Consider the following 23,297-nt stretch of genomic DNA (forward strand, 5'->3'; position numbering starts at 1 on the left):
TCTATCCCTGTTATTCCGGCAGAAAAGGCTCGCCCAGCGTCAGCATCAGGCGATTGGCCCAGGCAAAGAAGGCGGTGGATTGAATCAGGTCGAGCAGGTCGACCGTATCCAGACCCTGCTCACGCAGTGCAGCGATCTGCGACTGCGTAGGTTGCGCAGGGGTCAGCGACAGCGCTGCCGAAAAGGCGATGATCGCCTGCCAGCGGGCAGTGTGTCCGTGGGATAACACCGCGCCGGGCGCGACATTCAGCAGCTTCTGTATTGCGTCATCCTGCTTTGAAAGCTGGCTGGCTTTACGCGCATGAACCGAGGCGCAATAAATACAGCCGTTGACCTTACTGACCACCGTGGCGGCCAGCTCACGCTCGGCGCGCGGCAGCCCGCCAGCGGTGTAGAAAATGCCTTTGTCGGTCAGGGTACGCTGCTCCAGCAGCGGCAGGTTACGCCCCAGCAGACGGAAATAGTCGGAATCGGTGTGACCGAATTTTGCCAGTGTCGCCTGCTCCTCCTCACTGAATTCAGCCAGCGGTCTGGCGGGCAGCCACGGCTCCCAGCCGAGTTCCTGCTGCGTAAACGCGGTCAGCGCCGTTTTGCCGCTGGCGGTCTTCAGTGCCTCATGCCAGTGACCGGCGACGACCGGTGCAGCTTCAGCCGCCGCTTCATGCCCCTGCAGGCTGCGCAGGCCTGTGATCAACCGGCTCTGAAAACTGACGAACGCCACCAGTTGCGCCAGCGTAACAATGCCACGCGGACTCCAGCCCGCCTGCTTCAGCGTCTCAAGATGGGCAGGTGTAGCGGCAACCGGCTCGAAGGTGAGGCGATGCGCGAAGTCCAGCGCGGCGCTGATCCGATCACTATCGGGCACGGGCTGCTGCGGCTGATAGTGCGTCTGCAGCTCCGACCGGGCATGCCAGCCTGCGACCTTTGCGGCCAGAAGACGCCGCTCGACTAACGGAAAATCGTCATCGCCCTGGTCAAATAACACGTTGTAGCTGCCCTGAGCATGGAGCGTCGCGGCGTGACGTGTCTGGCGCGAGTGGGCCAGTGCGGAAGCGGGATCGATATCCGCCAGTGCGGCAATCAAATCATCAGGTTGACTCATGAAATTCTCCTGTCTGGTTCGCCAGCAGCACGAAGTGCGGGCGCAATATGTCCGGCAATCAGCTCAATCGAGCGCAGCGTGTCGGCATGTGAAGGCTCTGCTGAATGCACCTGGAATGAGATGTCGGTGACGCGAGACAGCACGCTGTCCTGCGCCAGCGAGCGCGCGACCTGATCGATGCCGCCAACATGGGCATCAAACTGTGCCAGCAGGTCATCAAAGCTTTCCCCGCGGATTTCGCCACGGTGCTGAGCAGCCTGCTTGCGAATGCCAGGTTCAGCGATCTGACGTGCGTAGTGATCTGAATCCGCGACAAAGGCAGTGCGGGAGGCAAGAATACGCGGCTCAGTTCCCGCTGGAAGTGCCGCGAGATAGGCATCAATCAGCGGATTCTGCAGCGCATCGAGCGGAAGTTCTGCCTGGCCTGCTGGCCGTGGCTGGGTGCGCGACAGCATCAGACCGTGTCCGCCCTGGCCGGCACGGATTGCACCCTCAACCGAAAAGGTGGCGATCCACACCCGTCCGGCGAGCTGCGGCGCGGCGGGCCAGAGATGATTATCAGGATGTCCCAGCGAATCACCGCGCCAGGCACTGAGCAGCGTATGCAGATTGTCTGCAAATGCCGCGCCGCGTTCGGCAAACGTCAGGCCAAAGGGTAAAAACGAGTCTGGCGTGCCGCCCGAACCCAGCCCGATCTCCAGCCGTCCGTCCGACAGTAAATCCAGTACTGCGGCATCTTCTGCGACCCGTAATGCATTTTCCATCGGCAGCGTGATGATGGCAGTGCCGAGCCGGATGGTGCGGGTATGGGCGGCAGCGTGCGCCAGAAAAACCAGCGGCGAAGGCAGTCCGCCCTCATCCTCATGAAAGTGATGCTGAGCAATCCATGCCGCATCAAAGCCACAGCGCTCGGCATGCTGAATCTGTTCTGTAGCCAGCTGATAGCGCTGTTTAGCCGGGACGTTATCCAGCAGTCGGGTAAAAAATCCGAGACGTCGGCTCATGCTGACTCCTTGTGCGTTAACGGAACGAGCGGAGGGATCGCACCAATCAGTTCGCGCGTGTAGGGATGCTGAGGTGCGCAGAATATCGTGACAACGTCACCTTGCTCTACCACTTCGCCCGCTTTTAATACGGTGACGCTGTCGGCAATCTGTCGCACCGTCGCCAGATCGTGTGTGATAAACAGATAGGTCAGCCCCAGTTCGGCCTGAAGCTGCTGCAACAGGTCGAGGATTTGTGCCTGCACCGTGACATCCAGCGCCGAAGTCGCCTCGTCCAGCACCAGGATTTCAGGCGCGCAGATTAGCGCCCGCGCCAGGGCTACACGCTGCCGCTGACCGCCCGAAAGTTCATGCGGCTGACGTGATAACAGGGAAAGTGGCAGTGCCACCCGCGAGGTGATCGCTTCCACCCGTTCGCGGCGCTGGCTGCGGTTCAGCTTGTCAAAGTTACGCAGGGGTTCTTCGATAATCGAATAGAGCGTCTGGCGGGGATCGAGCGAGGCAAATGGGTTCTGATAGACAAACTGGATCTTACGGCGCAGCTGTCGCAATGCCTCGCCGCGCAATCCATTGACCACAATGCCGTCCAGCGTCACTGCGCCACTATCGACGGTTTCAAAGCTCAGAACGATACGTGCCAGCGTCGTTTTGCCGGATCCCGATTCGCCGACCAGCGCATGCGTGGTGCCGCGCGCCACCTGAAAACTAACGTTGTTCAGCGCCTGTAACCGCTGCTGTTTACCCAGCGAAAAGCTTTTCATCACGCCGGTTGCCCGAATTGCCGGGGCAGAAAAACGGGCGGCCGCAGGTTTAACGCGGGTGGGTCGCTCCGGCGCAGCATCATTCAGTAACTGACGGGTGTAGGGATGTGATGGCGCGCTGATAACCTGAGCGGTGCGTCCCGATTCCTGAATCTCACCGTGGCGAAAAACAATGATGCGGTCTGCACGCTGCGCCGCCAGCGCCAGGTCGTGGGTAACGAACAGCACGGCGGTACTGGATTCCTGCCGCAGGTCATCCAGCAGATCGAGAATGCGCTTCTGCACCGTGACATCCAGCGCGCTGGTCGGCTCATCCGCAATAATGATCTCCGGCTGCAGGGCGAGGGCGATAGCGATCAAAACACGCTGCTTCATGCCGCCTGACAGCTGATGCGGAAACTGCGTAACCCGCTGTTCCGGGTGGCTGAGACCGACGCGGGTCAGCAGATCGATCACCCGCTGCTTGCGCTGTGCTGACGGTAATCGCAGATGCAGGCGCAGGATCTCCTCCACCTGTTCGCCGATGGTTTTCACCGGATTCAGTGAGTTGCCAGGATCCTGCGGTACAAGGCTGATGCGCGCACCGCGCAGCGAGTCGAAACGCTTCTGTGACCACTGGCTGATATCGACGCCGTTAAGCCGGATTTCACCCGCTTCGCGGCGGCCGTTTTCTGCCATCAGGCCCATAATGGCCTGTGCCGTGGTGGTTTTACCGGAACCGGATTCCCCGACCAGTGCCACCATCTCACCAGCGTGCAGTTCGAAGCTGACATTATGCACCACCGGCTGCCACTGGTTGCCACGGCGATAGCTTAGCGTCAGGTTGTTGACTGCGAGTAACGGCTGAGCGCTCATCGGCGTCCTCCTGAAAGTTGCTGACTGATGCGGTTTGCGGCGAGCACGACGGCCACCACCACCACACCAGGAAACGTGGTCAGCCACCAGGCGGTGGCCAGATAATTACGCCCTTCAGCGATGAGCAGACCCCATTCCGGGACAGGCGGCGGCGTGCCGTAGCCGAGAAAGCTCAGGGTCGACAGCGCCAGAATCGCCTGACCAAACTGCAGGGCGGCATAGGCGATCACCGGCGTCAGCGCATTGGGCAGAATGTGGCGTAACAGCACGCTGAAAAAGCGGCCGCCGCTGCCATATGCTGCCTCGATATATTCACTGTGACGGATGCGCACCACTTCGGCGCGCGCCAGTCTTGCAAAACTGGCGATGGAGGCGATGCCAACTGCGAGCGCGGCGTTCAGGGTGCCGAAGCCGAGTAGAATCAGCACGCTTAGGGAAAGCAGCAGCGACGGAATCGCCAGTAATACATCCACGGCGCGCATCACGATCGATTCAGTTTTGCCGCCCGTGGCTCCTGCCAGGACGCCCAGCGCGGTTCCGGCCAGCAGGCCGATGGCCACTGACATGACGGCGGCAGAGAGGGAATGCGACGCGCCGTAAACGATGCGGGCAAATAGATCGCGGCCAAGTTGGTCGGTGCCGAGCCAGTGTCCGGCCTGCGGTGCCAGCCGCTGTGCGCCCGCGATGCCTTCCAGCGGGTTGGCCTGGGTAAAAAGGGCCGGGAAAAGGGCTGCCAGCACGGCCAGCAGCATCACGAATACGGCGAGCCACAGGCCCGGCGCGAAGCGGTAACGCCTGGACGGGACGGATTGCCGGGCGGCCGCGTAATCAACCAGACTCATGTTGCACCCCTTAAGAGCTGTAAGCGCGGATCAAACAGCGGCATCAGCAGATCGACCAGCAGGTTGATCACCACAAAACCCAGCGCGGAGATCATCACCACTGCCTGTAATACCGCGACATCCTGATTGTTCACCGCTTGCTGCGTCAGCTGACCCAGCCCCCCCAGGCCAAACACCGTTTCGGTAATCAGCGCGCCGGCAATCAGTTCCCCGAGCAGCAAACCCGCCACGGTAAGCACCGGCAGCATGGCGTTACGCAGGATGTGTCGCCACAGGACATAGTGCTCGCTGGCGCCTTTAGCCCGCGCTACCGCCACGAAAGGCCGGGTGGAAACCTCATCAATGCTGCGCAGCAGAATCTGTGCCAGCGGCGCTGAGATCGGAACCGCGACGGTGATAATCGGCAGAATCAGTCCCTGCCACGGCGAGGGATTGATGACCGGGATCCAGCGCAGCTGGAATGAGAAGAGCTGAATCAGGGCGATGCCTAGCCAGAAGGTCGGCACGGAGATAAACAGCGCGGGAAGGGACTGCAGCAGATTACGCAGGAAGCGCAGGGCGGGCAGCCTTGAGAGGGTCGCCAGCACGAAAGCCAGCAGCGTTGCCAGCAGGAATCCGCACAGCGCCAGTCGCAGCGTGCCGGGCAGGTTGCTGGTCAGCAGTTCACTGACCGGCACGCCCGCCTGCACCGAATAGCCGAAGTCGCCATGCAGCATCGCCGCCAGCGTATGCAGATACTGTTGCCACAGCGGGCTGTCTGCGCCATAGGCCTGGCGCATCTCAGCAATCTGCTGGGGACTCAGGCCGAGATCCGGATTCTGAAACTTGATCAGCACCGCATCACCCGGCAGCACCTGCAACAGCACGAATGACAGGGTAAACGCAGCCCACAGTACCAGCAGTCCCAGACCGGCGCGTTGCAGCAGATAGTGGCGCATCATCACCTCCGGTTACTGTTTTTCCAGCCAGGCACCATAGAGCGCCGGACGGCCTACCGCTTCAAAACTGACCCCTTTCAGCCAGGGCGCGCCCGCATAAACCTGCGGCTCTTCAAAAATCGGAATCACATAGGCCTGGTCCAGCAAATAGCGCTGAACATCACCGGTCAGCTGCAGGCGTTTTGCCGGATCAACTTCGGAGGAGACATCCACCAGCAGCTGATTAAGTTTGTCATCACGGAAGTTTTTTACTTTGTCGCTGGAGCCGCCTTTCTGCAGCAGGTTGTCGCGGTTAGCCGGGTAGAAGCTGCTTTTGATCACGTCGGGATCGGCGCGGCCAACTTCGGTGACGTTAAGCGGCGTCTTCAGGGGATCGAGGTTATCCAGCGTTTTGCTGCCCGCATCACCAGCTTTGACGGAGAGGGCAACCCCCGCCTGTCGCCACTGCTGCGCGACCAGTTGCAGCACCTCTTTGTTCTGCGGCTGCGGCAGGGATTCATAGACGGTCAGAGCCAGTCGCTGGCCCGCTTTTTCACGGATGCCATCTGCGCCCGGTTTCCAGCCTGCCTGTTCGAGCAATGTCTTCGCTTTCGCCAGATCAAACGTCAGTTTGTCCGCCAGATTGACGTAGCCCGCAGCGGTGGTCGCGACGACCGAAGTTGCCTGCGGATAGTTGGGAGAGAAGAGCGTTTCAACTACCTGCCTCGCATTGGTGGCGTGCAGCAGCGCCTGACGCACCCGGATATCACTCACCAGCGGGTTGTCGGGGCGGAAGCTCAGGCTGTCGTTGACGCCCCGGGTCGGCGCGGCATAAACCGGGAAGTTCTGATCTTTTGCCTGCTTCTCATCATAAGCCTGCACCTGACGAATCAGTCCCGCCTGGCCTGCCAGCAGCGCACCGATACGCACGCTGTCTTCCGGCGTGACAATCACTTTAATCCCATCGAGGTTAGCCGGACCCTGCTGCCTGATGTTTTTCGGGCCCCACTGGTACTCTTTGCGCGCCACCAGATCCACTTCACGACCGAGCTTCTCATCACTGACCACAAATGGCCCGGAACCGATGATATGCCGGGCATCACCCAGTTGATCGAAACTGCGCGCCAGGGTACTCAGCGACACCAGGCCGGAGCCAATGGTGGCGGTGCCCTGCAAAAATCCAGGCGAGGGTTTTTTGAAATAAAACTTCACCGTCAGCGGGTCAATCACTTCACTGTGGTCGTAGTTATTAATCACTTCCGAAACCGGCAGGCGCAGCGCTTTATTTCCCAGCCCGTAGGTATCAAAGTTTTTCGCCACCGCGTTAGCATCTAATGGCGTGCCGTCGGAAAAAGTCACACCAGGACGTAACTTAAACGTGTATTCGGTTTTATCGGCATTGGTGGTCCAGCTTTCCGCAATCCAGGGCTCAACCTGTAATGTTTCAGGATTCTGCCAGGTTAATTTATCGGTGATCTGATTGAGAATGCCGCCATTAGGGTAAAAGCCACCGGCGGGCGGATAGAGGTTGGTATGTGCCTGCTGTTCCAGATAAATCAGCGTGCCGCCTTTGACCGGCGCGGCCACTGCATTAAAAGTGAGAGTCCCGGCAAGTAATGTAAAAACCAGCGTCTGTGCGCGTGGTTTAAGGGGAAATAACGTCGTCATGGTGAATTCCTTTGTTATCAATTGCCTCAGCAGGCGGAATCATCATCGAATGACGCAACACACAGATAAAGTAACGATTTGGTCAAAGCTTATCTGAAAATAATAAATGCGGGAGTGGGTGGGAATTTATGAATGGTTTGAATGTACGGAATGGCAAATAAACATCTGCCATTCCGCGGGTTTATATTTTCTTAACGGCAAGCAGGGGCGTTATTACAATTCGGCACATAATTTACGCTGTCCGGCACGCAGGAACGCACTCACCAGACCCAGCCACAGCAACCCGCAGATCAGGTTCACCAGGCTAAAGCCGCCGGTTCCAAAGCTGAAATACGCGGTTTTGGCGGCTTCAATGCCCAGCGCAATAATCAGGATGCTTACCATGCCCAGCATTGCCGCCACGCTGCCTTTTCCGGCATTGCTGGAAAACAGCGTCATGCGATACAGTCCGGCGTTAATCAGCCCGGTGCCGAAGCCGTAAAGACTCATTCCGGCGGTGAGCCACAGATAATTTTGCGGTTCCAGCAGGGTAGCGACCGCCGCAATAGCCAGTCCGCAGACTACTGGCCAGGCACCAAGCCGTATCGGCTGTTCAATCGGCAGACGGCTGGATAAGCGGCCCAGCGTCAGATTGCCCGCAATCATCGCGGCAAAGACCGGCAGCTGAAGCAGGGCATAGTCGATGCGGCTGAATTGTGCGCCGTGGATCAAAATCACGGGTGATAGCGCCACCCAGGCGATGCAGGGTACGGTGACCAGTCCGATAGCCAGTGAACCCCGCATCACCTGACGATCCTTCAGCAAAGTCGCGTAACCGCTGATGATTGATCGCAGTGACAGCGGTTTCTGACGATCGCCCGCCGTTTCAGGCATGGCATACCACAGCCCGGCCAGCGCCAGCGCCGCAACCGCGCCAATCAGCCAGAACAGGGTGCGCCACTCTCCCACGGTCAGAAAAGCCGCGCCCGCCAGCGGCCCGGCCAGCGGGGCCAGCAGGGCGACGTTGGCCATCAGCGCCATCATTTTAATGCTGAGCGACTCCGTGAACGCCTCCTGCACCGCTGCGTAACCCACCGCACCGATAAAGCAGAGGCTGATCCCCTGCAGAAAACGCAGCAGGACAAACTGCTCAATGCTTTGCACCCAGTGAATCGCGATGCAGGAGAGCATAAAAAAGGCCACGCCACTGAGCAGCACCGGACGCCGCCCGATTCGATCCGAGAGCGGACCCAGCAGCCACTGCAGCAGTATGCCACCGAACAGATAGGCAGTGAGCGAGGTGGAGACCCACTCTGGCCCGACTTTAAATTCCTGGGTCACCAGCAGCATGCCGGGCTGGATCATGTCATGGGCGATATAGGTAGCGAACTCAAACAGCACCAGAGAAAGCGGAAAGATCAGATGTCGCCGGGTCAGCTTTGCCAGCGGTTGAAAAGAAGCCATTGAAGATTCCTGCAATAAAACCATTAAAAAAGCGGCCACCAGGGTGACCGCATAATTATTTAGTGACAGCGTAACGCTTAGCGCCAGCGGGCAATCGGGTTGACCAGCGTACCGGCGAACTTAAGGTTCTCGGCGGGATCGGAGAGGTTGATCATCTGCTGGTTATTCGCCAGCTGCAGGCGGTTCAGGCAGGAGCGGGTAAACTCGGGCGCGAACATGTCATAGCGCGCGAACTTAGTCGCATGCTCCGGATGCGCCTGCTGATAATCCTTCACGCACTGCGCCACTGCCTGCCAGAAATCCTCTTCCGGCAGCGTCTCTGACTGATCGAGAATCGCGCTGATAAAGCGGAAGATGCAGTCAAACACATCGGTGAAGATGGAGAGTAACTTAAGCTCCTCCGGCACCTCGACGGCCAGACGCTGCACACCTTCCGGCAGCACCGCGTCCGGGTTCATCACGGCAATTTCTTCGCCGATATCCTTCATATACGCGCTGACCGGCACGTTGTTCTCCAGCAGCATGATCAGGTTTTCACCGTGCGGCATAAACACCAGATCGTGCTGATAGAAGCAGTGCAGCAGCGGGCTGAGATAGCAGGTCAGATAGCGTTCAATCCACTGCTTCGCGGGTAAACCGGAGTCCGTGATCAGCGCGGGCAGCAGTGGCTGCTGGTGGTGATCGACGTGCAGGAAAGAGGCCATGGTCATCAGACGCTGGCCCGGTTGCAGGCTGGCGGCTGGATTATCACGCCACAGCGCCGCGAACATTTTTTTATAGGCCGAATCGCCTTTGATCGCCTGCTCGTAGTAGCGGTTGTGATAGCCAACTGACGCGACTTCACGCAGGATGCGGAAATCACAGCGTTTCAGCCAGGCATCGCCCGCCACAAGTTGTTCCAGCCAGCCGTTTATCGCAGGTGTCGTCGCCATGTAGTAGGGCGACAGACCGCGCATAAAGCCCATGTTAAGCACCGACAGCGCAGTTTTCACATACCGTTTTGAGGGCTGGCTGCGGTTAAAGAAGGTACGGATGGACTGCTGCGCCTGGTAAGCATCGTCGCCGGTGCCGAGATAAACAATATCGTGACTGGCAATATCGGCCGCAAACACGGTCAGCAGTTTGTTTTGCCACTGCCACGGATGTACCGGCATCAGGATATAGTCTTCTACCGCCAGCCCTTTGTTCACAATCTGCGTATTGAACTGTTCCACGGTAGTGTCGCCCAGTTCATCACGCATCAGCTGCTCATAGCTCAGCTCGCTGAGGCTGGAGAAATGGGCGTTGCGGCGGTGGACCGCGACCCAGATAAGATGCACGGGCGCGGCCGCTTCCGGCGCATAGGCCAGATAGTCCTGTGCATCGAAGCCAATACGTCCGTTGTTGGCAACAAAGCAGGGATGGCCTTCGGTCATCGCCGCTTCCACCGTCTGGAAATCAGCTGCGACCAGCGCCTGGCTGTCGGGATTATTCTTCTGCAGCTTATAAACGCTGCTGCACAGCGTGCTGCTGATCTCTTCCATGTAAGTCGCCAGCAGCGCCTGCGGAATCCCGATCTCGCCATTAAACTCCACGATAAATTTCAGCGCATCCAGCGGCAGCGCGTGACCGTTCTCCTGCTTGCGCAGAGAATCTGCGTCGATTTCCCAGTGATCCAGCGCCAGCCGCGACGCCCGGAAATGGTAAGTTGCTTCACCGGCCGGTACCGCCAGCTGATAACTGCCATCGCCCGTTTCCTGCGGCGCAATGATTTTTTCATGCGCGAACTCAGCAATTGCTTTGCGGATCAGCATGCGGTTTGCCTGCGCCCAGTGGTCGCCCGTCAGATGCGTGCCGTCTGTCAGTGATGGGAGGGTGTTCATGTTCTGCGACTCCTGCTGTAACGCGTGTTGATAATCTTCCCGCTGGCAGAAGGCCAGCCAGGCGGTTTTATGGCCCATGTCGATGGTGTGCTGGTAGCGGAACCCGGCGCGCTTATTCAGCACGTGAATTTTTTCATTGCGCACGTCCGGCTCGACCACCACGCGACGCACCTCGGGGCGGCTGAACATGTAGTCCATTACCAGCGTGAAGACCTGCCAGCTGAAGGCCTTAATTGGCTTGCTGGCCGGAGCAATCAGAATGTGCATGCCGTAATCATCGGGCGCGGCCGGATAAAATTTGCCGACCTCATCGTCGCCGGCGCGATAGCACTCAATCAGGCAGATGGGCTGATCGTTGCAGCAGCCAATCAGCGCTGCATGCGGATCCGTTGCCGTCAGCGTCTGGTAGAACGCCGCGACCTGCTCCAGGCTCTGCTGCTGCATGCCCCAGAAGCGGGCGTAATCGCGGGTGACCCAGCTGTGGATTAGGGGGGCATCGCTCTCCAGCATGGGTCTCAGGGTGAACGTGCCTGCGGGGCGATCGGCACTGAACAGTGCTAGTGATTTCATCTCAGTGCTCCGATTTAGCCGGGAAGGTCTGGAAGGCGATCTGGCGCTCAATCGGGTAGACCTCGCGTCCGGTCAGTTCACGCAGCAGCACAGAGTTGCGGTAGCAGGCCATGCCGAGATCCGGCGTGACAAAGCCGTGGGTATGCAGTTCGGCGTTCTGCACGAAGATCTGATTATGATGATCGATGCTGTAGTTGCGCTGCACGTCGTAGCGGCCTTTGTCATCCCAGCGCAGGCGTGCGGTGATGCCTTCTAAAAACATCGGCGGCTGATAGTGATACCCGGTCGCCATCACCAGTCCTTCGGTGCGACGGGTGAAGGTGCAATCCTGCTCCTCCTGATGCAGCGTCAGCTCGAATTCGCCCTGTGGCAGCCAGCGCATCGCGGTCAGCGCCGAGTGGGTGAAGAGGTTGACGTTGAGATCACCGTCGAGCTGTTTGACATACATCAGGTCATAAATGTCATTGATCAAGCTGCTGTTGATGCCTTTATAGAGATTCTTATGGCGCGCATTCAGCTCATCACGGGTCGTGGCGGGCAGGGCGTGGAAATAGTCGACCCACTCTGGTGAGGTCATCTCCAGCGTGAGCTTGGTGTACTCCAGCGGATAGAATCGCGGCGCGCGGGTGATCCAGTTGAGCTGATAACCAAAGCGGTCAATATCGGTCAGCAGGTCGTAGTAGATTTCCGCGGCGCTCTGGCCGCTGCCGAGTACGGTAATCGAACGCTTCTGCTGCAGTTCTGCTTTGTTAGCCAGATAGTGGCTGGAGTGCGTCAGGCGCTGACGATGCGGCTGGCTGCACGCTGGCATCCAGGCCTTCGGCCCGGTGCCGAGGACCAGATGACGCGCCTGATAGCGCTGTTTTTCACCACTTCGGGTGTCGGTCACCTGAAGGTGATAGATCCCGGCGGCCTCATCATAGCTGACATACTCGACATGGCTGTTCCAGCGCAGATTAGAGAGTTTTGAGCTGGCCCACTGGCAGTACTGGTTATACTCTTTGCGCATCAGGAAGAAGTCTTCACGGATATAAAAAGAGTATAACTTTCCCTTTTCCTTCATGTAGTTGAGCAGACTGTACGGGCTGGTGGGATCGGCAAGCGTCACCAGGTCGGCCATAAACGGCGTCTGCAGATGCGCATTTTCCAGCATCATGCCGGTGTGCCAGTCAAAGCCCGGATTCTCATCCAGGAACAGACCATTCAGCCCTTCAACCGGCTCGCTCAGACAGGCCAGGCTCAGGTTGAACGGGCCGATGCCGATACCAATAAAGTCATATACGGAATTATTCATTTCAGATCTCTCCATGATTCGCCGCACTCAGCGCAGAGGCACGCACCTGTTCGCGGCCATAGTGCGCAATCAGGCTCAGTACATCTTCAATGTCGGCCGTGGTCGTGGTGGGATTTAACAGGGTAAATTTCAGATACTGACGCCCGTCGACTTTGGTGCCCGCAATCACCGCATTACCGGAACGGAAAAGCGCTTTACGGATGGCAGCGTTGATCTCGTCGATCTGCGCGTCACTGGCATGTTTGCCGGGAACGTAGCGGAAAATCTGGGTCGTCAGCTCAGGTGCATGCAGCACTTCAATGGCAGGATGCGCAGTTAACAGCTGGTGCGCGGCCTGAGTCAGATCTATCAGCGTATCGAAGGCGTCACCCAGCGCCGCCGGGCCCATCACGCGCAGTGTCAGCCACATTTTCAGGGCGTCAAAACGGCGGGTGGTCTGAATACTTTTATTAACCAGATTCGGCGTGCCTTCCTGCTGCGCGCTAAGTGGATTCAGGTAATCTGCATGGTGCGTGACATGCTTCAGGTTTTGGCTGTCGCGCACAAAGAAGGCACCGCAGCTGACGGTCTGGAAGAACGATTTGTGATAATCGACAGTGACGGAGTCAGCACGCTCAATGCCGTTAAGCCGTGCGCGATGGTTTTCAGAGACCAGCAGGCCGCAGCCGTAAGCGGCGTCAACGTGCATCCAGAGACCATAATCGTCACAGAGACGGGCGATGTCGGGCAGCGGATCGATGCTGCCAAAGTCGGTGGTGCCGCTGGTGGCAACCACGGCAATCGGGATCAGCCCTTCACTGCGGCAGCGTACGATCTCCTCTTCCAGGCATTTTGCATCCATGCGGTAGTGGTCGTCGTGATCAACGGCGATAACCGCGTCATAGCCCAGACCCAGAATCGCCATCGACTTCTGAATACTGAAGTGGCTGAGTTTCGAGGTAAACACCCGCCACTTCGACGCCGTCTCCGGCAGGCCGCGATGCTTAATCAGATGTCCCGGATGATGTTCCGCGCACCAGCTGTCACGCGCCAGCAGCATCGCCATCAGGTTGGATTGAGTGCCGCCGCTGGTAAAGATCCCATCCGATCCGGCAGGCAGGCCAATACGGCCCAGCGTCCAGTCGATCACCTTTTGTTCAATCAGCGTGCCGCCGGCACTCTGATCCCAGGTATCAACCGAGCTGTTCACCGCCGCCATAATCTGTTCGGCCATCAGAGAGGGCAGCACGACCGGGCAGTTCAGGTGCGCCAGGTATTTAGGATGGTGGAACCAGACGGCGTCACGCAGATAGAGCTGACTCAGCTCTGCCAGCGCGTCATCGTTATTGCCTAGCGGACGATCGAGATCGACATCGCTGAACTCCACCGCCAGTTCGTGGGGCAGAATCCCGCTGAAAGGCTTCTCTACGCCAGTAACGGTGCGCGTCATCAGTGCCAGCACCTCCTGAGTCTGCTGCGACCAGGCCGTCAGTTGCTGATCGTTAAAAATAGCCGTTTCGGCTCCGCTGGCATTGGAGGCTGGCGCGAGGTCCAGTGCCGTCTGAGTGGATGAGCGTAAAAGCATTTTCAGTTCCTGTGCGTGAATACCAGTGACCCTGCCGACACAACGTCAGCAGCGTTAGAAATCCGCTCAACAACTCCAGTAAACATAAAACTAACTAACCAGATAAAAACCCTGACCATTACGTGGATTAGTGTTTTCACCTTAAAAATAGAAAATACCGCACATTATTTGTGGATTTGGCAGCGTTTAACGCTTTGTTATATGCGGATGAGAGTGTAAATGTTAATCATTATCATTCAATTGTTTTGTTGTTAAATTTTATTTATTAGTATGTCTAATGTTGAAAGTGTGATTCAGATCACTTTTTGCGTTCGGAATAGTCCTTTTTTATGGGAAATCAGGACCGGGTTGAATGAGAAATCAGGGGTGCAGTAGCGTTGTGCATTAGCGTGCGGGCAAACAAAGGGGGGAAACTGACATTAATCGATATCCGGATGGGCTCGCTGCGGTCAGTCACTTTTTTGGGAATACCGGTGATTCGGGCAGGCCGTTCAGGTGTGAAAAAACGGAAAAGGCAGAGGGCCTTTTCCGGTTAGCATTACAGCGCCTGATTACACTTCATTTGTTTCAGCAGGAACTTTCTTTTTGGCCATTAAGTTATAAACCACAAGCAGGCCAAAAATGCCGGTGATAATCAGGGTGATGGTTCCCTTATCCATAAAATGCGCCATATTACCGAGCAGGATGCCTGTGACGCCGAAGTCGGTATCCGAGAAAGTGGTGTTGGTCAGGCCAATCTGTCCGAGTACCGGCAGCAGGGCGACAGGCAGGAAGGTGATCAACAGGCCATGCGCAAAGGCGCCACAGATTGCTCCGCGTTTGCCGCCGGTCGCATTTCCAAACACGCCGGCTGTCGCACCACAGAAGAAGTGAGGAACCACACCGGGCAGAATCAATACCCAATGCAGCTGACCCAGGACAAACAGTCCGACCAGGCCACCGACAAAGCTGGAGATAAAGCCAACCAGCACCGCATTCGGCGCATAGGGGAAGACAATCGGGCAATCGAGCGCGGGTCTGGCTTCCGGCACCAGTTTTTCTGAAAAGCCGGTAAAGGCCGGGACAATTTCAGCCAGAATTAAACGCACGCCCTGCAGAATGATAAAGACGCCAGCGGCAAAAGTAATGGCCTGAATAAATGAGTACACCAGGTAGTTCTGACCATTGCTGAAATTAGCCTCTACATACGCTTTACCGGCGGAAACCGACAGGATTAAATAGATAATCATCATCGTCAGCGAGATAGAGATGGTACTATCGCGCAAAAAACTCAGGTTTTTTGGCATGTTCATCTCCTCGGTGGATTTCGATCCCTTACCAACTACAGAACCGATCCAGCCCGATAAGACATAACCAATGGTCCCGGTATGCGCCAGCGCGACATGGTCGCCTCCGATGATCTTACGCATATAGGGCTGGGCGATAGCCGGGAAGGTAGCCATAAGAATACCCAACAGCAGTGACCCGGTGTAAATAAGCTGAAGACCTTCGAAACCGGCGACTGATAAAATAATTGCGATCATACAGGCCATATAAAACGTCACATGTCCTGACAGATAGATATATTTTAATCGGGTGAAACGGGCGACCACGATGTTAGCGACCATGCCGAAGGCCATAATCATGGTGGTTGGCGCACCATATTTAGCCAGCGCGATAGAGACCATCGCTTCGTTATTTGGAATGATGCCCTGAACATCAAACGCATGCTTGAAAATGTCGCCCAGTGGCGTCAGAGAACCGACCAGAACGGTCGCGCCACCTGCCAGCACCAGAAAGCCCAGAATGGTTTTTACCGTGCCCTTAATCACATCAGGAAACGGCTTCTTCTGCGCAATCAGTCCGAAAAATGCCACCAGCCCGACCAGGATTGAGGGCACTTTCAGTACATCGACGACGAACTGCAAAAGATTTTGAGTAAACATATTAACCTCGAGGGTAAGGCGTTTATCTGATTATTAGCGTCAGTTTTTCTCAAAATACTCGCGTATTTTTTGCTCCACTTCTTTCAGGTCGATAATATTGTTGATGATGATAACCTTCTGTTCCGGCAGGTTTGCGCTGTAGGCAATATCTTTTGCCATCACAAACACATCCGCCACATCAGGCGTAACAGAGCCAAGATCCGAATGTTCAACTTCCGCTTCAACGCCGATTGTTTTAAGCACTTTCTTGATGTTCATTTCCATCATAAAGCTGCTGCCCAGACCTGAACCACACACTGCCATAATCTTCATATCAAACCTCATTAACTGTTGATTAAAAGTCGCGTTTTAACCGGCGGATCAGACGCCTGATAAAATCGTCATTAGCGCGTTCTGGCTGCTCGCATTAAAAAGTCGTGCCATGATGTTTTCATCGGACAGAACTTCTGCCAGCTGGGAAATCATTTCGATATGGCTGTTACTGTCCGGTGCCGCAAACATAAAAATCGCCTTTACCGGATCGTTCTCTTCAGAGTCAAAATTCACTGCTGTGCCCAGCAGCACAATCGACAAGCCCAGTTTGTGTGCGCCTTCCTCAGGGCGCGCGTGAGGCATGGCAATCTGCGGCGCGATAACAAAAAAGGGACCGATCTCCTCTTTCTGTCGAATAATGGCATCAATATAATCCTGCGATATTGCGCCTTCACTGAGCAGAGGTCGCCCGGCTATTGCTATTGCTTCCTGCCAGTTCGCAACGCGTTCAATGTACTGGACTTTCTCGTCGTTTAACCACTTCGCCAGGTGTGACATCGCTTTGATCCCCCTCAAAATGCCTGAGTATGTACAGTCAGTTTTTTTAAAACGCTCCCTATACCACTTTTCAATTGAGCCTGCTGACAACCAAAGCTCAGGATAATAAAGGCCATAAGATTATTAAAAGAGCCACTATTCATAGCATTACGAAAAACTTAGTTGCCGACTGCGGGCGTAAGGTTGTATTTCATCTTCGTCATCACATCTGTACATGTTGAAGATGTCTAGTCATCATGATGATGTCCTCCGACGTGTACCGACACAACCTGTAAAATTAAAATATCGCTGAACAGCCTTAACATCAGTGCCAATTTGATAAGTTGGTCACATATTCAGGTAGCCGAAGTAGTACTTATCCGGCAATGTCAGGCAGAACTGTACTGACACGGATTGATGGCGTTTCACCTTCACGCATACAGGAAGAGATTCGATGGTTGATGGCATCACAGAAAAGCAAAAAGAGGTTGTAGATTACATCCTCAATAAAATTAAGGATGATGGCCTTCGCCCCGGAGAAAAGCTGGATACCGAAATATCCATCGCAAAAAATATCGGTATTACCCGTGCGACGGTTCGTGAAGCGACACGTATTCTGGTTGAGCAGCAGAGAATTTACCGCGTGAAAGGTTCAGGTATCTTTGTGGGTTCTGTTGAAATAAGCAGCCAGGCGCACCGATACCATGTGCTTTCACCGTTTGATTTTCAGGCGCAACGAAAAGGTCATAAAGGCGTCAGGAAAATCATTTCGGTCAGCATAATTAAGGTCCCGTCAGCCGATATGGCGCAGGCGCTCCGTATTAAAAACAGCGATCAGATTTATAAAATTTTACGCCTGATGTGTTTCGATGATATCCCTGTGGCTCTCGAACATATTCATCTGCCGGTGAATATGTTTAATAGCCTTGAATTTAGCAAGCTGGAAGTCTCAAAATATGCCTATATTGAAGAGGTTACCGGTAAGAAAGTGCAGCTCAGGGATCAGCATCTGACGGCCGTGAACCTTACGGATTCACAGACTCTGACTCTGCTTAACTTAGCGGCAGGAGATGCGGTCATCCAGCTCAATGAGACGGTTTTCCTTGATGATGGTGTTCCCTGTGAAGTAAATGTGGCGATTATTAACACCCGATATTTTCCGTTGAAGCAAAATTCACAGCGGCCTTAGTAACTATTATTTACGGTTAATCTATCCAGAGAGAAAGACTGTTTACAGAAGCTTCTTTTGACTATTTCTAAGGGCTCTCTCAATCCTATTACACTCTCTTGTCCTGATGCCGTTTATAATCTTCTACCTTGTGTTGAAAAATTCGAGTACAGAATCTTTGCAGCCGGATGTTTCGCTAACACCAACAAAGACACTTTTCACCCCTCCATACATAAGACGATTTTCTGCAAACCTTTGCCATTTAACCGGTTTAAACCATATTAAAATCAGGCGGTGAACAGCGTTTAACGCTGCCTGGCGGGCTGACATCCTGTTTCAGGGGCATTTATTTCTCTGCCACTGCTCACTTCTCCCCATTATGACGAATTCAATAAAGCATAAAACAATATGATGTTTTACCAATAATCGACTGCGCAGCACACTGGTCCGCAACCGGAATGAACAAGGACCAGGTGAATGGCATATCGATTAAGTCTGTTAGACAAAGCGCCCGTGCTGCAGGGCGAGTCGCCTGCAGCAGCATTGCAGCGCACGCTGCAGCTGGCGCAGTTAGCTGAGGAGTGGGGGTATCACCGCTTCTGGCTGGCGGAACATCACAATACTGCACAGCTCGCCAGCCCTTCACCGGAAGTGTTGATTGCCTGGATCATTGCCCAGACCCGCCATATTCGTGTCGGCTCGGGCGGGGTGATGTTGCAGCATTACAGCCCGTATAAAGTAGCGGAAAACTTTAACCTGCTCGCCTCACTGGCACCGGGCCGCATCGATCTCGGTGTGGGCAAAGCGCCGGGCGGACTGCCACTTTCTACCCATGCCCTGCAACAGGGTGTCGATGCGGCTAAAAAAGGCAGCTTTGCCGAACAGCTTCAGCTGCTGGATAGCTGGCTTAAACCTACACAGGTACAGCCTAATGACGAAGGTTTAGCCGCGACGCCGCTGCCATCACGTCCTGCTAACCGTTTTCTGCTGGGTGCCAGTGAAGAGAGCGCACGGCTGGCGGCCAGTCTGGGCTGGCAGTTCGTCTTTGCAGCTCATATCAATGGCGACCGCCAGTTGCTGGAGCATGCACTGAGTACCTTCTCTCGCCTCAGTAACGGCCAGCGCGCACTGGTGGCTGTTCAGGTCGTGGTGGCCGAGTCGCCCGCCGAGGCTGACCTGCTGGTTTCCACGCTGCGCCATTATCATGTGTCGGTGAAAGACGGGCCTGGCGTCAACGTCGGCAGTCTTGAACAGGCTGAGCGCTATGTGCGTCAGGGTGGATATCGCGATTATCAGATTGAGCCGCGCACGCCGTCACTGCTGAAAGGCACCGCAGCACAGGTTCATGCCCAGCTGGATGCGCTGCACCATAATTTCGACATTGATGAATTCGTTATCGACACGCCGATTACCGAGCCGGTTGCCCGCCTGCAGTCACTGGAGTTGCTGGCTACGCATCATCTGGTTGCAGCCTGAGTCTGATTGGAGAGTCATCATGAGCAATGCATCACAACTGATTGAATGGCGGCGTGAACTGCATACCTGGCCGGAGCTGTCGGGTCAGGAGTTCGCCACCACCGCCCGGCTGCGGGGCTGGTTGCAGGCGGCGGGCATCCGGCTGCCCGACTATCCCCTTGAGACGGGTCTTGTGGCGGAAATTGGCAGCGGAGAAACTGTTATCGCCCTGCGGGCCGACATCGATGCGTTGCCGATCCATGAGGCGAGCGGCGTGCGTTTTCACTCCCGTCATCCCGGCGTGATGCACGCCTGCGGTCACGATCTCCATAGCGCGGTGATGCTGGGTGCGGCGTTACAGCTTAACGCCGAGGCCGATCAGTTGCCTGGTCGGGTGCGTATCCTGTTTCAGCCCGCGGAAGAGATAGCGCGCGGAGCACGCCAGTTTATTGACGCGGGCGTGCTGGATGAGGTTCAGGCTATTTTCGGCATGCACAACGAGCCTTCACTGCCTGTCGGCACCTTTGCCACCCGCAGCGGGGCGTTTTACGCCAATACGGACAAATTTATTATTCGCGTCACCGGCAAAGGCGCACATGCCGCGTATCCGGAGCAGGGCGTGGACAGTATTGTCACCGCCAGCCAGATTATCCAGGCCTTACAGGGACTCACCAGCCGCAGCTTTAGTGCGCTGGACAGTCTGGTGCTGAGCATTACCCGCATCGACGGCGGCAAAAGCTGGAACGTATTGCCGGGCGGCGTGGAGTTTGGCGGCACGGCGAGAACGCACGATTTACAGCTGCGTGCCGAACTGGAACAGCGGGTGCGTACGCTGGTTGAGCACTTTGCTGAAGCCAATGGCGCGCAGGCGACCCTGAGCTGGCATCCCGGTCCGCCGGTGCTAATCAACGATGCGCACTGGGCAACCTTCAGCAGTGACGTCGCGCAGCAGGCAGGCTATCGGGTGCAGTCTGCCGAACTGCATCTGCTGGGTGAGGATTTTGCGTTCTATCTGCAACAGGTGCCGGGTGCGTTTGTCAGCATCGGCAGCGCCAGTGATTTTGGTCTGCACCATGCCAGCTTTACCCCGGATGAGGCGCTGATTGCCCCCGCCGCCGACTACTTCGCCCGACTGGCCCGCCAGGCGCTGCAACACCTCAATGCGCGATGTCGGGAAGCCATTCTGAACTGAATTCATCTGCAGCCCGTTAAAACACGGGGGTTCTGACAACCCTCGTCGGGCATCGCTACGACAAAAAAAAGAGAGAGCATCATGACCACAAGACAACTTCGGCTGGGCACTATTCTGCATGGCGCGTCGGGAAACATGTCTGCCTGGCGCCATCCGGCGGCGCAGGCCGATGCCAGTATTAATCTGGCGTACGCCAAAAAAATCGCCCGCAAGGCGGAGCAGGGCAAGCTCGATTTTCTGTTTGTTGCCGACGGGTTGTTTATCAATGAGAAATCGATCCCACACTTTCTTAATCGTTTTGAGCCGCTGACGCTGCTCTCGGCACTGGCGGGCGTCACGGAACATCTGGGGCTGGTCGGTACCGTTTCCACCTCTTACAGCGAGCCGTTCACTGTAGCGCGTCAGTTTGCCAGCCTCGATCACCTCAGCGGCGGGCGTGCGGGCTGGAACGTTGTCACCTCGCCGCTGGAGGGTTCCGCCAAAAACTTTTCCCGCGAGAAACACCCGGAACACGCGTTGCGTTACCGCATTGCTGACGAGTATCTGCAGGTAGTGAAAGGGTTATGGGATTCGTGGGAGCAGGATGCCTTTGTACGGGACAAGGAGAGCGGCCAGTTCTTCGACCCGGCGAAGCTGCACACGCTTGATCACCATGGCGATTTCTTCCAGGTGCAGGGACCGCTGAACATCGCCCGCACGCCGCAGGGCCGCCCGATCATCTTCCAGGCGGGTGCGTCTGACGACGGTAAAAAGCTGGCGGCGCGCCATGCTGATGCCATCTTTACCCATCAGCCAACCCGTGAAGAAGCGCAGGCATTTTATCAGGATGTGAAACAGCAACTGGTAGCGAACGGTCGTCAGCCAGACGATTTGCACATCTTCCAGGGTGTCAGCGTGATCGTGGGTGATGATGCGGAAGACGTAGAGCGCCAGTATCAGACCACGGCGGCGCTGGTATCGATTACCGATGCACTTAACTACCTCGGTCGTTTCTTCGACCACCATGACTTTTCACAATATCCGCTGGATCAGCCGTTCCCGGACATCGGCGACATCGGGCAGAATAGCTTCCGCAGCACCACCGACGAGATCAAACGCAAAGCACAGCAGCATGGCCATACGCTGCGCCAGGCGGCACTGGAAGCCGCAACGCCGCGTCCGCTGTTTCACGGCACGCCGGAAGAGGTCGCGGATGGCCTGCAGCTCTGGTTTGAGACCCACGCCACAGACGGCTTCATTATCAATGGCGGCACACCTGACACCTTTGAACGTTTTGTCGACCGCGTGGTGCCGATTCTGCAGGCTCGCGGCCTGACGCGCCACGACTACCCGGGCAGTACGCTGCGCGACAGCTTCGCTCTGAAACAACCCGTTAATCAGTTCACCTCAAAATAAGAGCCTACGTCATGAAAAAAACATCGCGTCTTCTTGCCCTGCTTATTCTGGCCGCCAGCAGCCATGCGCTGGCTGATGGCACTAGCGTTTCCTATAACGGCCAGCGCGTTAGCCTGGAAGCCAATAAAGCGCCGATTAATACGGTGAAGAATCCCGACGCCATCGCGCAACTGCCCGCGGGGCATCACTTTGTGGTGCCGGGCTCCTTTACCGTGGCTGTGGCGGCGCAGAACTCCCCGCCGCTGACGGTGTTTTCGGATGACAACAAAACTTTGCTCGGCAGCGAGGTGGATATTGCCCGACTGGTTGCGGATAGCCTGGGATTAAAACTCAATGTCGTACCGACGTCGTGGGAAGGCTGGCCGCTGGGTGTGGCTTCGGGCAAGTATGATGCGGCGATCTCCAACATTACCGTGACTAAAGAGCGCAAAGAGAAGTTCGACTTCGCCACCTACCGCAAAGACTCACTCGGCTTTTATGTCAAAACCAGCAGCCCGATTAAGTCACTGACCAAAGCGGAAGACATTGCCGGATTGCGAATCATTGTGGGATCCGGCACCAATCAGGAGGCGATTCTGCTGGCGTGGGATAAAGAGAATCAGGCAAAGGGTCTGAAAGCCTTTACCCCGATCTACGCGAAAGATGACGCCGCCCAGACGCTGGCACTGCAGGCGGGGCGGGCCGATGCCTGGTTTGGTCCTAACGTCATTGGTGCCTGGAAAGCGGCACTGACCGGTAAAACCCGGCTGATCGGCAGCGTGGATGGCGGCTGGCCAAAAGCGGCGCACATTGCCGTTACAGTGAAAAAAGGCAGCGGCCTCGCAGAACCGATCAGCACGGCGCTGAATGGCGTCATCAGCAATGGTGATTATCAGAAGGTGCTGAACCGCTGGGGTGAAGGCGTGGAGCATATCGATCGTTCTGAAATCAACCCCGCCGGTCTGGGCGACTAAGGAGCTGACCATGAGTGAATCGACTTTCCGCGAAGTTTCGCCGGAGGCCCCCGAGCTGCAACCGATTCTGGGTGGTCTGTTTGGTGAATATTCGGCACGTTATGGCGACTTTTTCTCCCGCCGTAACGAGCAGGAGCAGGAACTCACCGAATGGTATCTGCCGCCGCAGGGGCTGTTTATTGTGCTTGAACGCGACGGCGAGATCATCGCGATGGGCGCTTATAAACCTTATGACCCACAGACCGCTGAGCTGAAGCGAATCTGGACCCGCAGCGATCTGCGCCGCCAGGGGCTGGCGCTGGTGGTGTTGCAGGAGCTGGAACGGCGTGCGCTGCAGGCGGGCTATCAGCGGCTGTTTCTCACCACCGGCTTTCGCCAGCCGGAGGCGGTGCGGCTTTATACCGGTCACGGCTATCAGCCACAGTTCGATCTGAGCGGCGATCTGGAGCGTTACGGCCAGCCGCCACATGACGGGCGACTGCGCTTTATTAAAGTGATCGGCGTGTATAACGTCGCTGCGGCAAGTTAAGGAGTGATG

19 protein-coding genes are annotated in these 23,297 nt (G+C 56.3%); 6 read left to right on the forward strand and 13 right to left on the reverse strand.

The features are described from left to right. Nucleotides 1-10 precede the first annotated feature (10 nt). The 13 genes from AC6I8C_RS19940 to AC6I8C_RS20000 all read right to left on the reverse strand — a co-directional run bounded on the left by AC6I8C_RS19940 (nucleotide 11) and on the right by AC6I8C_RS20000 (nucleotide 16,617). Entirely contained in the window at nucleotides 11-1,102 is a 1,092-nt protein-coding gene (locus AC6I8C_RS19940; RefSeq protein WP_497823548.1) for an alkylhydroperoxidase domain protein, read from the reverse strand. Continuing rightward, nucleotides 1,099-2,106: a putative FMN-dependent luciferase-like monooxygenase gene (locus tag AC6I8C_RS19945; protein WP_497823549.1), complete on the reverse strand. Its 1,008-nt coding sequence runs from the start codon at nucleotides 2,104-2,106 to the stop codon at nucleotides 1,099-1,101. The genes AC6I8C_RS19940 and AC6I8C_RS19945 overlap by 4 nt, the downstream gene beginning before the upstream one ends. Next, nucleotides 2,103-3,722, reverse strand: coding sequence for a dipeptide ABC transporter ATP-binding protein (locus tag AC6I8C_RS19950; protein ID WP_497823550.1), 1,620 nt, complete (start codon nucleotides 3,720-3,722; stop codon nucleotides 2,103-2,105). The genes AC6I8C_RS19945 and AC6I8C_RS19950 overlap by 4 nt, the downstream gene beginning before the upstream one ends. Further along, nucleotides 3,719-4,564: an ABC transporter permease gene (locus AC6I8C_RS19955; protein WP_497823551.1), complete on the reverse strand. Its 846-nt coding sequence runs from the start codon at nucleotides 4,562-4,564 to the stop codon at nucleotides 3,719-3,721. The genes AC6I8C_RS19950 and AC6I8C_RS19955 overlap by 4 nt, the downstream gene beginning before the upstream one ends. Continuing rightward, nucleotides 4,561-5,502 (reverse strand): ABC transporter permease, encoded by a 942-nt coding sequence (locus AC6I8C_RS19960; protein ID WP_179291214.1) that lies wholly within the window; start codon nucleotides 5,500-5,502, stop codon nucleotides 4,561-4,563. The genes AC6I8C_RS19955 and AC6I8C_RS19960 overlap by 4 nt, the downstream gene beginning before the upstream one ends. 12 nt (nucleotides 5,503-5,514) lie before the next feature. Continuing rightward, nucleotides 5,515-7,149, reverse strand: coding sequence for a TIGR04028 family ABC transporter substrate-binding protein (locus AC6I8C_RS19965; protein ID WP_497823552.1), 1,635 nt, complete (start codon nucleotides 7,147-7,149; stop codon nucleotides 5,515-5,517). 213 nt (nucleotides 7,150-7,362) lie between these two features. Next, a complete protein-coding gene (locus tag AC6I8C_RS19970) occupies nucleotides 7,363-8,592 on the reverse strand; it encodes an MFS transporter (RefSeq protein WP_497823553.1) in 1,230 nt (409 codons plus the stop codon). Between the two features lie 77 nt (nucleotides 8,593-8,669). Then, entirely contained in the window at nucleotides 8,670-11,024 is a 2,355-nt protein-coding gene (locus AC6I8C_RS19975) for a GNAT family N-acetyltransferase (RefSeq protein ID WP_497823554.1), read from the reverse strand. A 1-nt stretch (nucleotide 11,025) separates the two neighbouring features. Next, nucleotides 11,026-12,318 carry a lysine N(6)-hydroxylase/L-ornithine N(5)-oxygenase family protein gene (locus tag AC6I8C_RS19980; RefSeq protein ID WP_497823555.1) on the reverse strand — a complete coding sequence of 431 codons (1,293 nt, stop codon included), beginning with the start codon at nucleotides 12,316-12,318 and terminating at the stop codon, nucleotides 11,026-11,028. A 1-nt stretch (nucleotide 12,319) separates the two neighbouring features. Continuing rightward, nucleotides 12,320-13,882, reverse strand: coding sequence for a pyridoxal phosphate-dependent decarboxylase family protein (locus AC6I8C_RS19985; RefSeq protein WP_497823556.1), 1,563 nt, complete (start codon nucleotides 13,880-13,882; stop codon nucleotides 12,320-12,322). A 551-nt stretch (nucleotides 13,883-14,433) separates the two neighbouring features. Beyond that, nucleotides 14,434-15,807, reverse strand: coding sequence for a PTS ascorbate transporter subunit IIC (gene ulaA, locus AC6I8C_RS19990; RefSeq protein WP_497823557.1), 1,374 nt, complete (start codon nucleotides 15,805-15,807; stop codon nucleotides 14,434-14,436). Nucleotides 15,808-15,846: 39 nt separating this feature from the next. Then, the gene (locus AC6I8C_RS19995) at nucleotides 15,847-16,119 is read right to left on the reverse strand and encodes a PTS sugar transporter subunit IIB (RefSeq protein WP_003855084.1); all 273 of its coding nucleotides are present in this window, start codon (nucleotides 16,117-16,119) and stop codon (nucleotides 15,847-15,849) included. Nucleotides 16,120-16,167: 48 nt separating this feature from the next. Further along, nucleotides 16,168-16,617, reverse strand: coding sequence for a PTS sugar transporter subunit IIA (locus AC6I8C_RS20000; protein WP_497823758.1), 450 nt, complete (start codon nucleotides 16,615-16,617; stop codon nucleotides 16,168-16,170). Nucleotides 16,618-17,050: 433 nt separating this feature from the next. On the opposite strand from AC6I8C_RS20000, the gene AC6I8C_RS20005 reads away from it, so the two are divergent. From AC6I8C_RS20005 to AC6I8C_RS20030, 6 genes are all read left to right on the forward strand, one after another. Continuing rightward, nucleotides 17,051-17,785: a GntR family transcriptional regulator gene (locus tag AC6I8C_RS20005; RefSeq protein WP_497823558.1), complete on the forward strand. Its 735-nt coding sequence runs from the start codon at nucleotides 17,051-17,053 to the stop codon at nucleotides 17,783-17,785. Nucleotides 17,786-18,241: 456 nt separating this feature from the next. Then, a complete protein-coding gene (locus AC6I8C_RS20010; RefSeq protein ID WP_497823559.1) occupies nucleotides 18,242-19,240 on the forward strand; it encodes an MsnO8 family LLM class oxidoreductase in 999 nt (332 codons plus the stop codon). A gap of 19 nt (nucleotides 19,241-19,259) precedes the next feature. Further along, entirely contained in the window at nucleotides 19,260-20,411 is a 1,152-nt protein-coding gene (locus AC6I8C_RS20015; RefSeq protein WP_497823560.1) for an amidohydrolase, read from the forward strand. An 81-nt stretch (nucleotides 20,412-20,492) separates the two neighbouring features. Then, nucleotides 20,493-21,806, forward strand: coding sequence for an LLM class flavin-dependent oxidoreductase (locus AC6I8C_RS20020; RefSeq protein ID WP_497823561.1), 1,314 nt, complete (start codon nucleotides 20,493-20,495; stop codon nucleotides 21,804-21,806). Nucleotides 21,807-21,817: 11 nt separating this feature from the next. After that, nucleotides 21,818-22,759 carry an ABC transporter substrate-binding protein gene (locus tag AC6I8C_RS20025; protein WP_497823562.1) on the forward strand — a complete coding sequence of 314 codons (942 nt, stop codon included), beginning with the start codon at nucleotides 21,818-21,820 and terminating at the stop codon, nucleotides 22,757-22,759. 10 nt (nucleotides 22,760-22,769) lie between these two features. After that, entirely contained in the window at nucleotides 22,770-23,288 is a 519-nt protein-coding gene (locus AC6I8C_RS20030) for a GNAT family N-acetyltransferase (RefSeq protein WP_033735754.1), read from the forward strand. Nucleotides 23,289-23,297: the final 9 nt, after the last annotated feature.

The organism is Pantoea sp. X-Soil-YNGN-844, from assembly GCF_059730595.1.

Bases quoted from the DNA above. Each gene is read 5' to 3' on its own strand.
- AC6I8C_RS19940 (WP_497823548.1), bottom strand. From the start codon at position 1,102: ATGAGTCAACCTGATGATTTGATTGCCGCACTGGCGGATATCGATCCC.
- AC6I8C_RS19945 (WP_497823549.1), bottom strand. From the start codon at position 2,106: ATGAGCCGACGTCTCGGATTTTTTACCCGACTGCTGGATAACGTCCCG.
- AC6I8C_RS19950 (WP_497823550.1), bottom strand. From the start codon at position 3,722: ATGAGCGCTCAGCCGTTACTCGCAGTCAACAACCTGACGCTAAGCTAT.
- AC6I8C_RS19955 (WP_497823551.1), bottom strand. From the start codon at position 4,564: ATGAGTCTGGTTGATTACGCGGCCGCCCGGCAATCCGTCCCGTCCAGG.
- AC6I8C_RS19960 (WP_179291214.1), bottom strand. From the start codon at position 5,502: ATGCGCCACTATCTGCTGCAACGCGCCGGTCTGGGACTGCTGGTACTG.
- AC6I8C_RS19965 (WP_497823552.1), bottom strand. From the start codon at position 7,149: ATGACGACGTTATTTCCCCTTAAACCACGCGCACAGACGCTGGTTTTT.
- AC6I8C_RS19970 (WP_497823553.1), bottom strand. From the start codon at position 8,592: ATGGCTTCTTTTCAACCGCTGGCAAAGCTGACCCGGCGACATCTGATC.
- AC6I8C_RS19975 (WP_497823554.1), bottom strand. From the start codon at position 11,024: ATGAAATCACTAGCACTGTTCAGTGCCGATCGCCCCGCAGGCACGTTC.
- AC6I8C_RS19980 (WP_497823555.1), bottom strand. From the start codon at position 12,318: ATGAATAATTCCGTATATGACTTTATTGGTATCGGCATCGGCCCGTTC.
- AC6I8C_RS19985 (WP_497823556.1), bottom strand. From the start codon at position 13,882: ATGCTTTTACGCTCATCCACTCAGACGGCACTGGACCTCGCGCCAGCC.
- ulaA (WP_497823557.1), bottom strand. From the start codon at position 15,807: ATGTTTACTCAAAATCTTTTGCAGTTCGTCGTCGATGTACTGAAAGTG.
- AC6I8C_RS19995 (WP_003855084.1), bottom strand. From the start codon at position 16,119: ATGAAGATTATGGCAGTGTGTGGTTCAGGTCTGGGCAGCAGCTTTATG.
- AC6I8C_RS20000 (WP_497823758.1), bottom strand. From the start codon at position 16,617: ATGTCACACCTGGCGAAGTGGTTAAACGACGAGAAAGTCCAGTACATT.
- AC6I8C_RS20005 (WP_497823558.1), top strand. From the start codon at position 17,051: ATGGTTGATGGCATCACAGAAAAGCAAAAAGAGGTTGTAGATTACATC.
- AC6I8C_RS20010 (WP_497823559.1), top strand. From the start codon at position 18,242: ATGGCATATCGATTAAGTCTGTTAGACAAAGCGCCCGTGCTGCAGGGC.
- AC6I8C_RS20015 (WP_497823560.1), top strand. From the start codon at position 19,260: ATGAGCAATGCATCACAACTGATTGAATGGCGGCGTGAACTGCATACC.
- AC6I8C_RS20020 (WP_497823561.1), top strand. From the start codon at position 20,493: ATGACCACAAGACAACTTCGGCTGGGCACTATTCTGCATGGCGCGTCG.
- AC6I8C_RS20025 (WP_497823562.1), top strand. From the start codon at position 21,818: ATGAAAAAAACATCGCGTCTTCTTGCCCTGCTTATTCTGGCCGCCAGC.
- AC6I8C_RS20030 (WP_033735754.1), top strand. From the start codon at position 22,770: ATGAGTGAATCGACTTTCCGCGAAGTTTCGCCGGAGGCCCCCGAGCTG.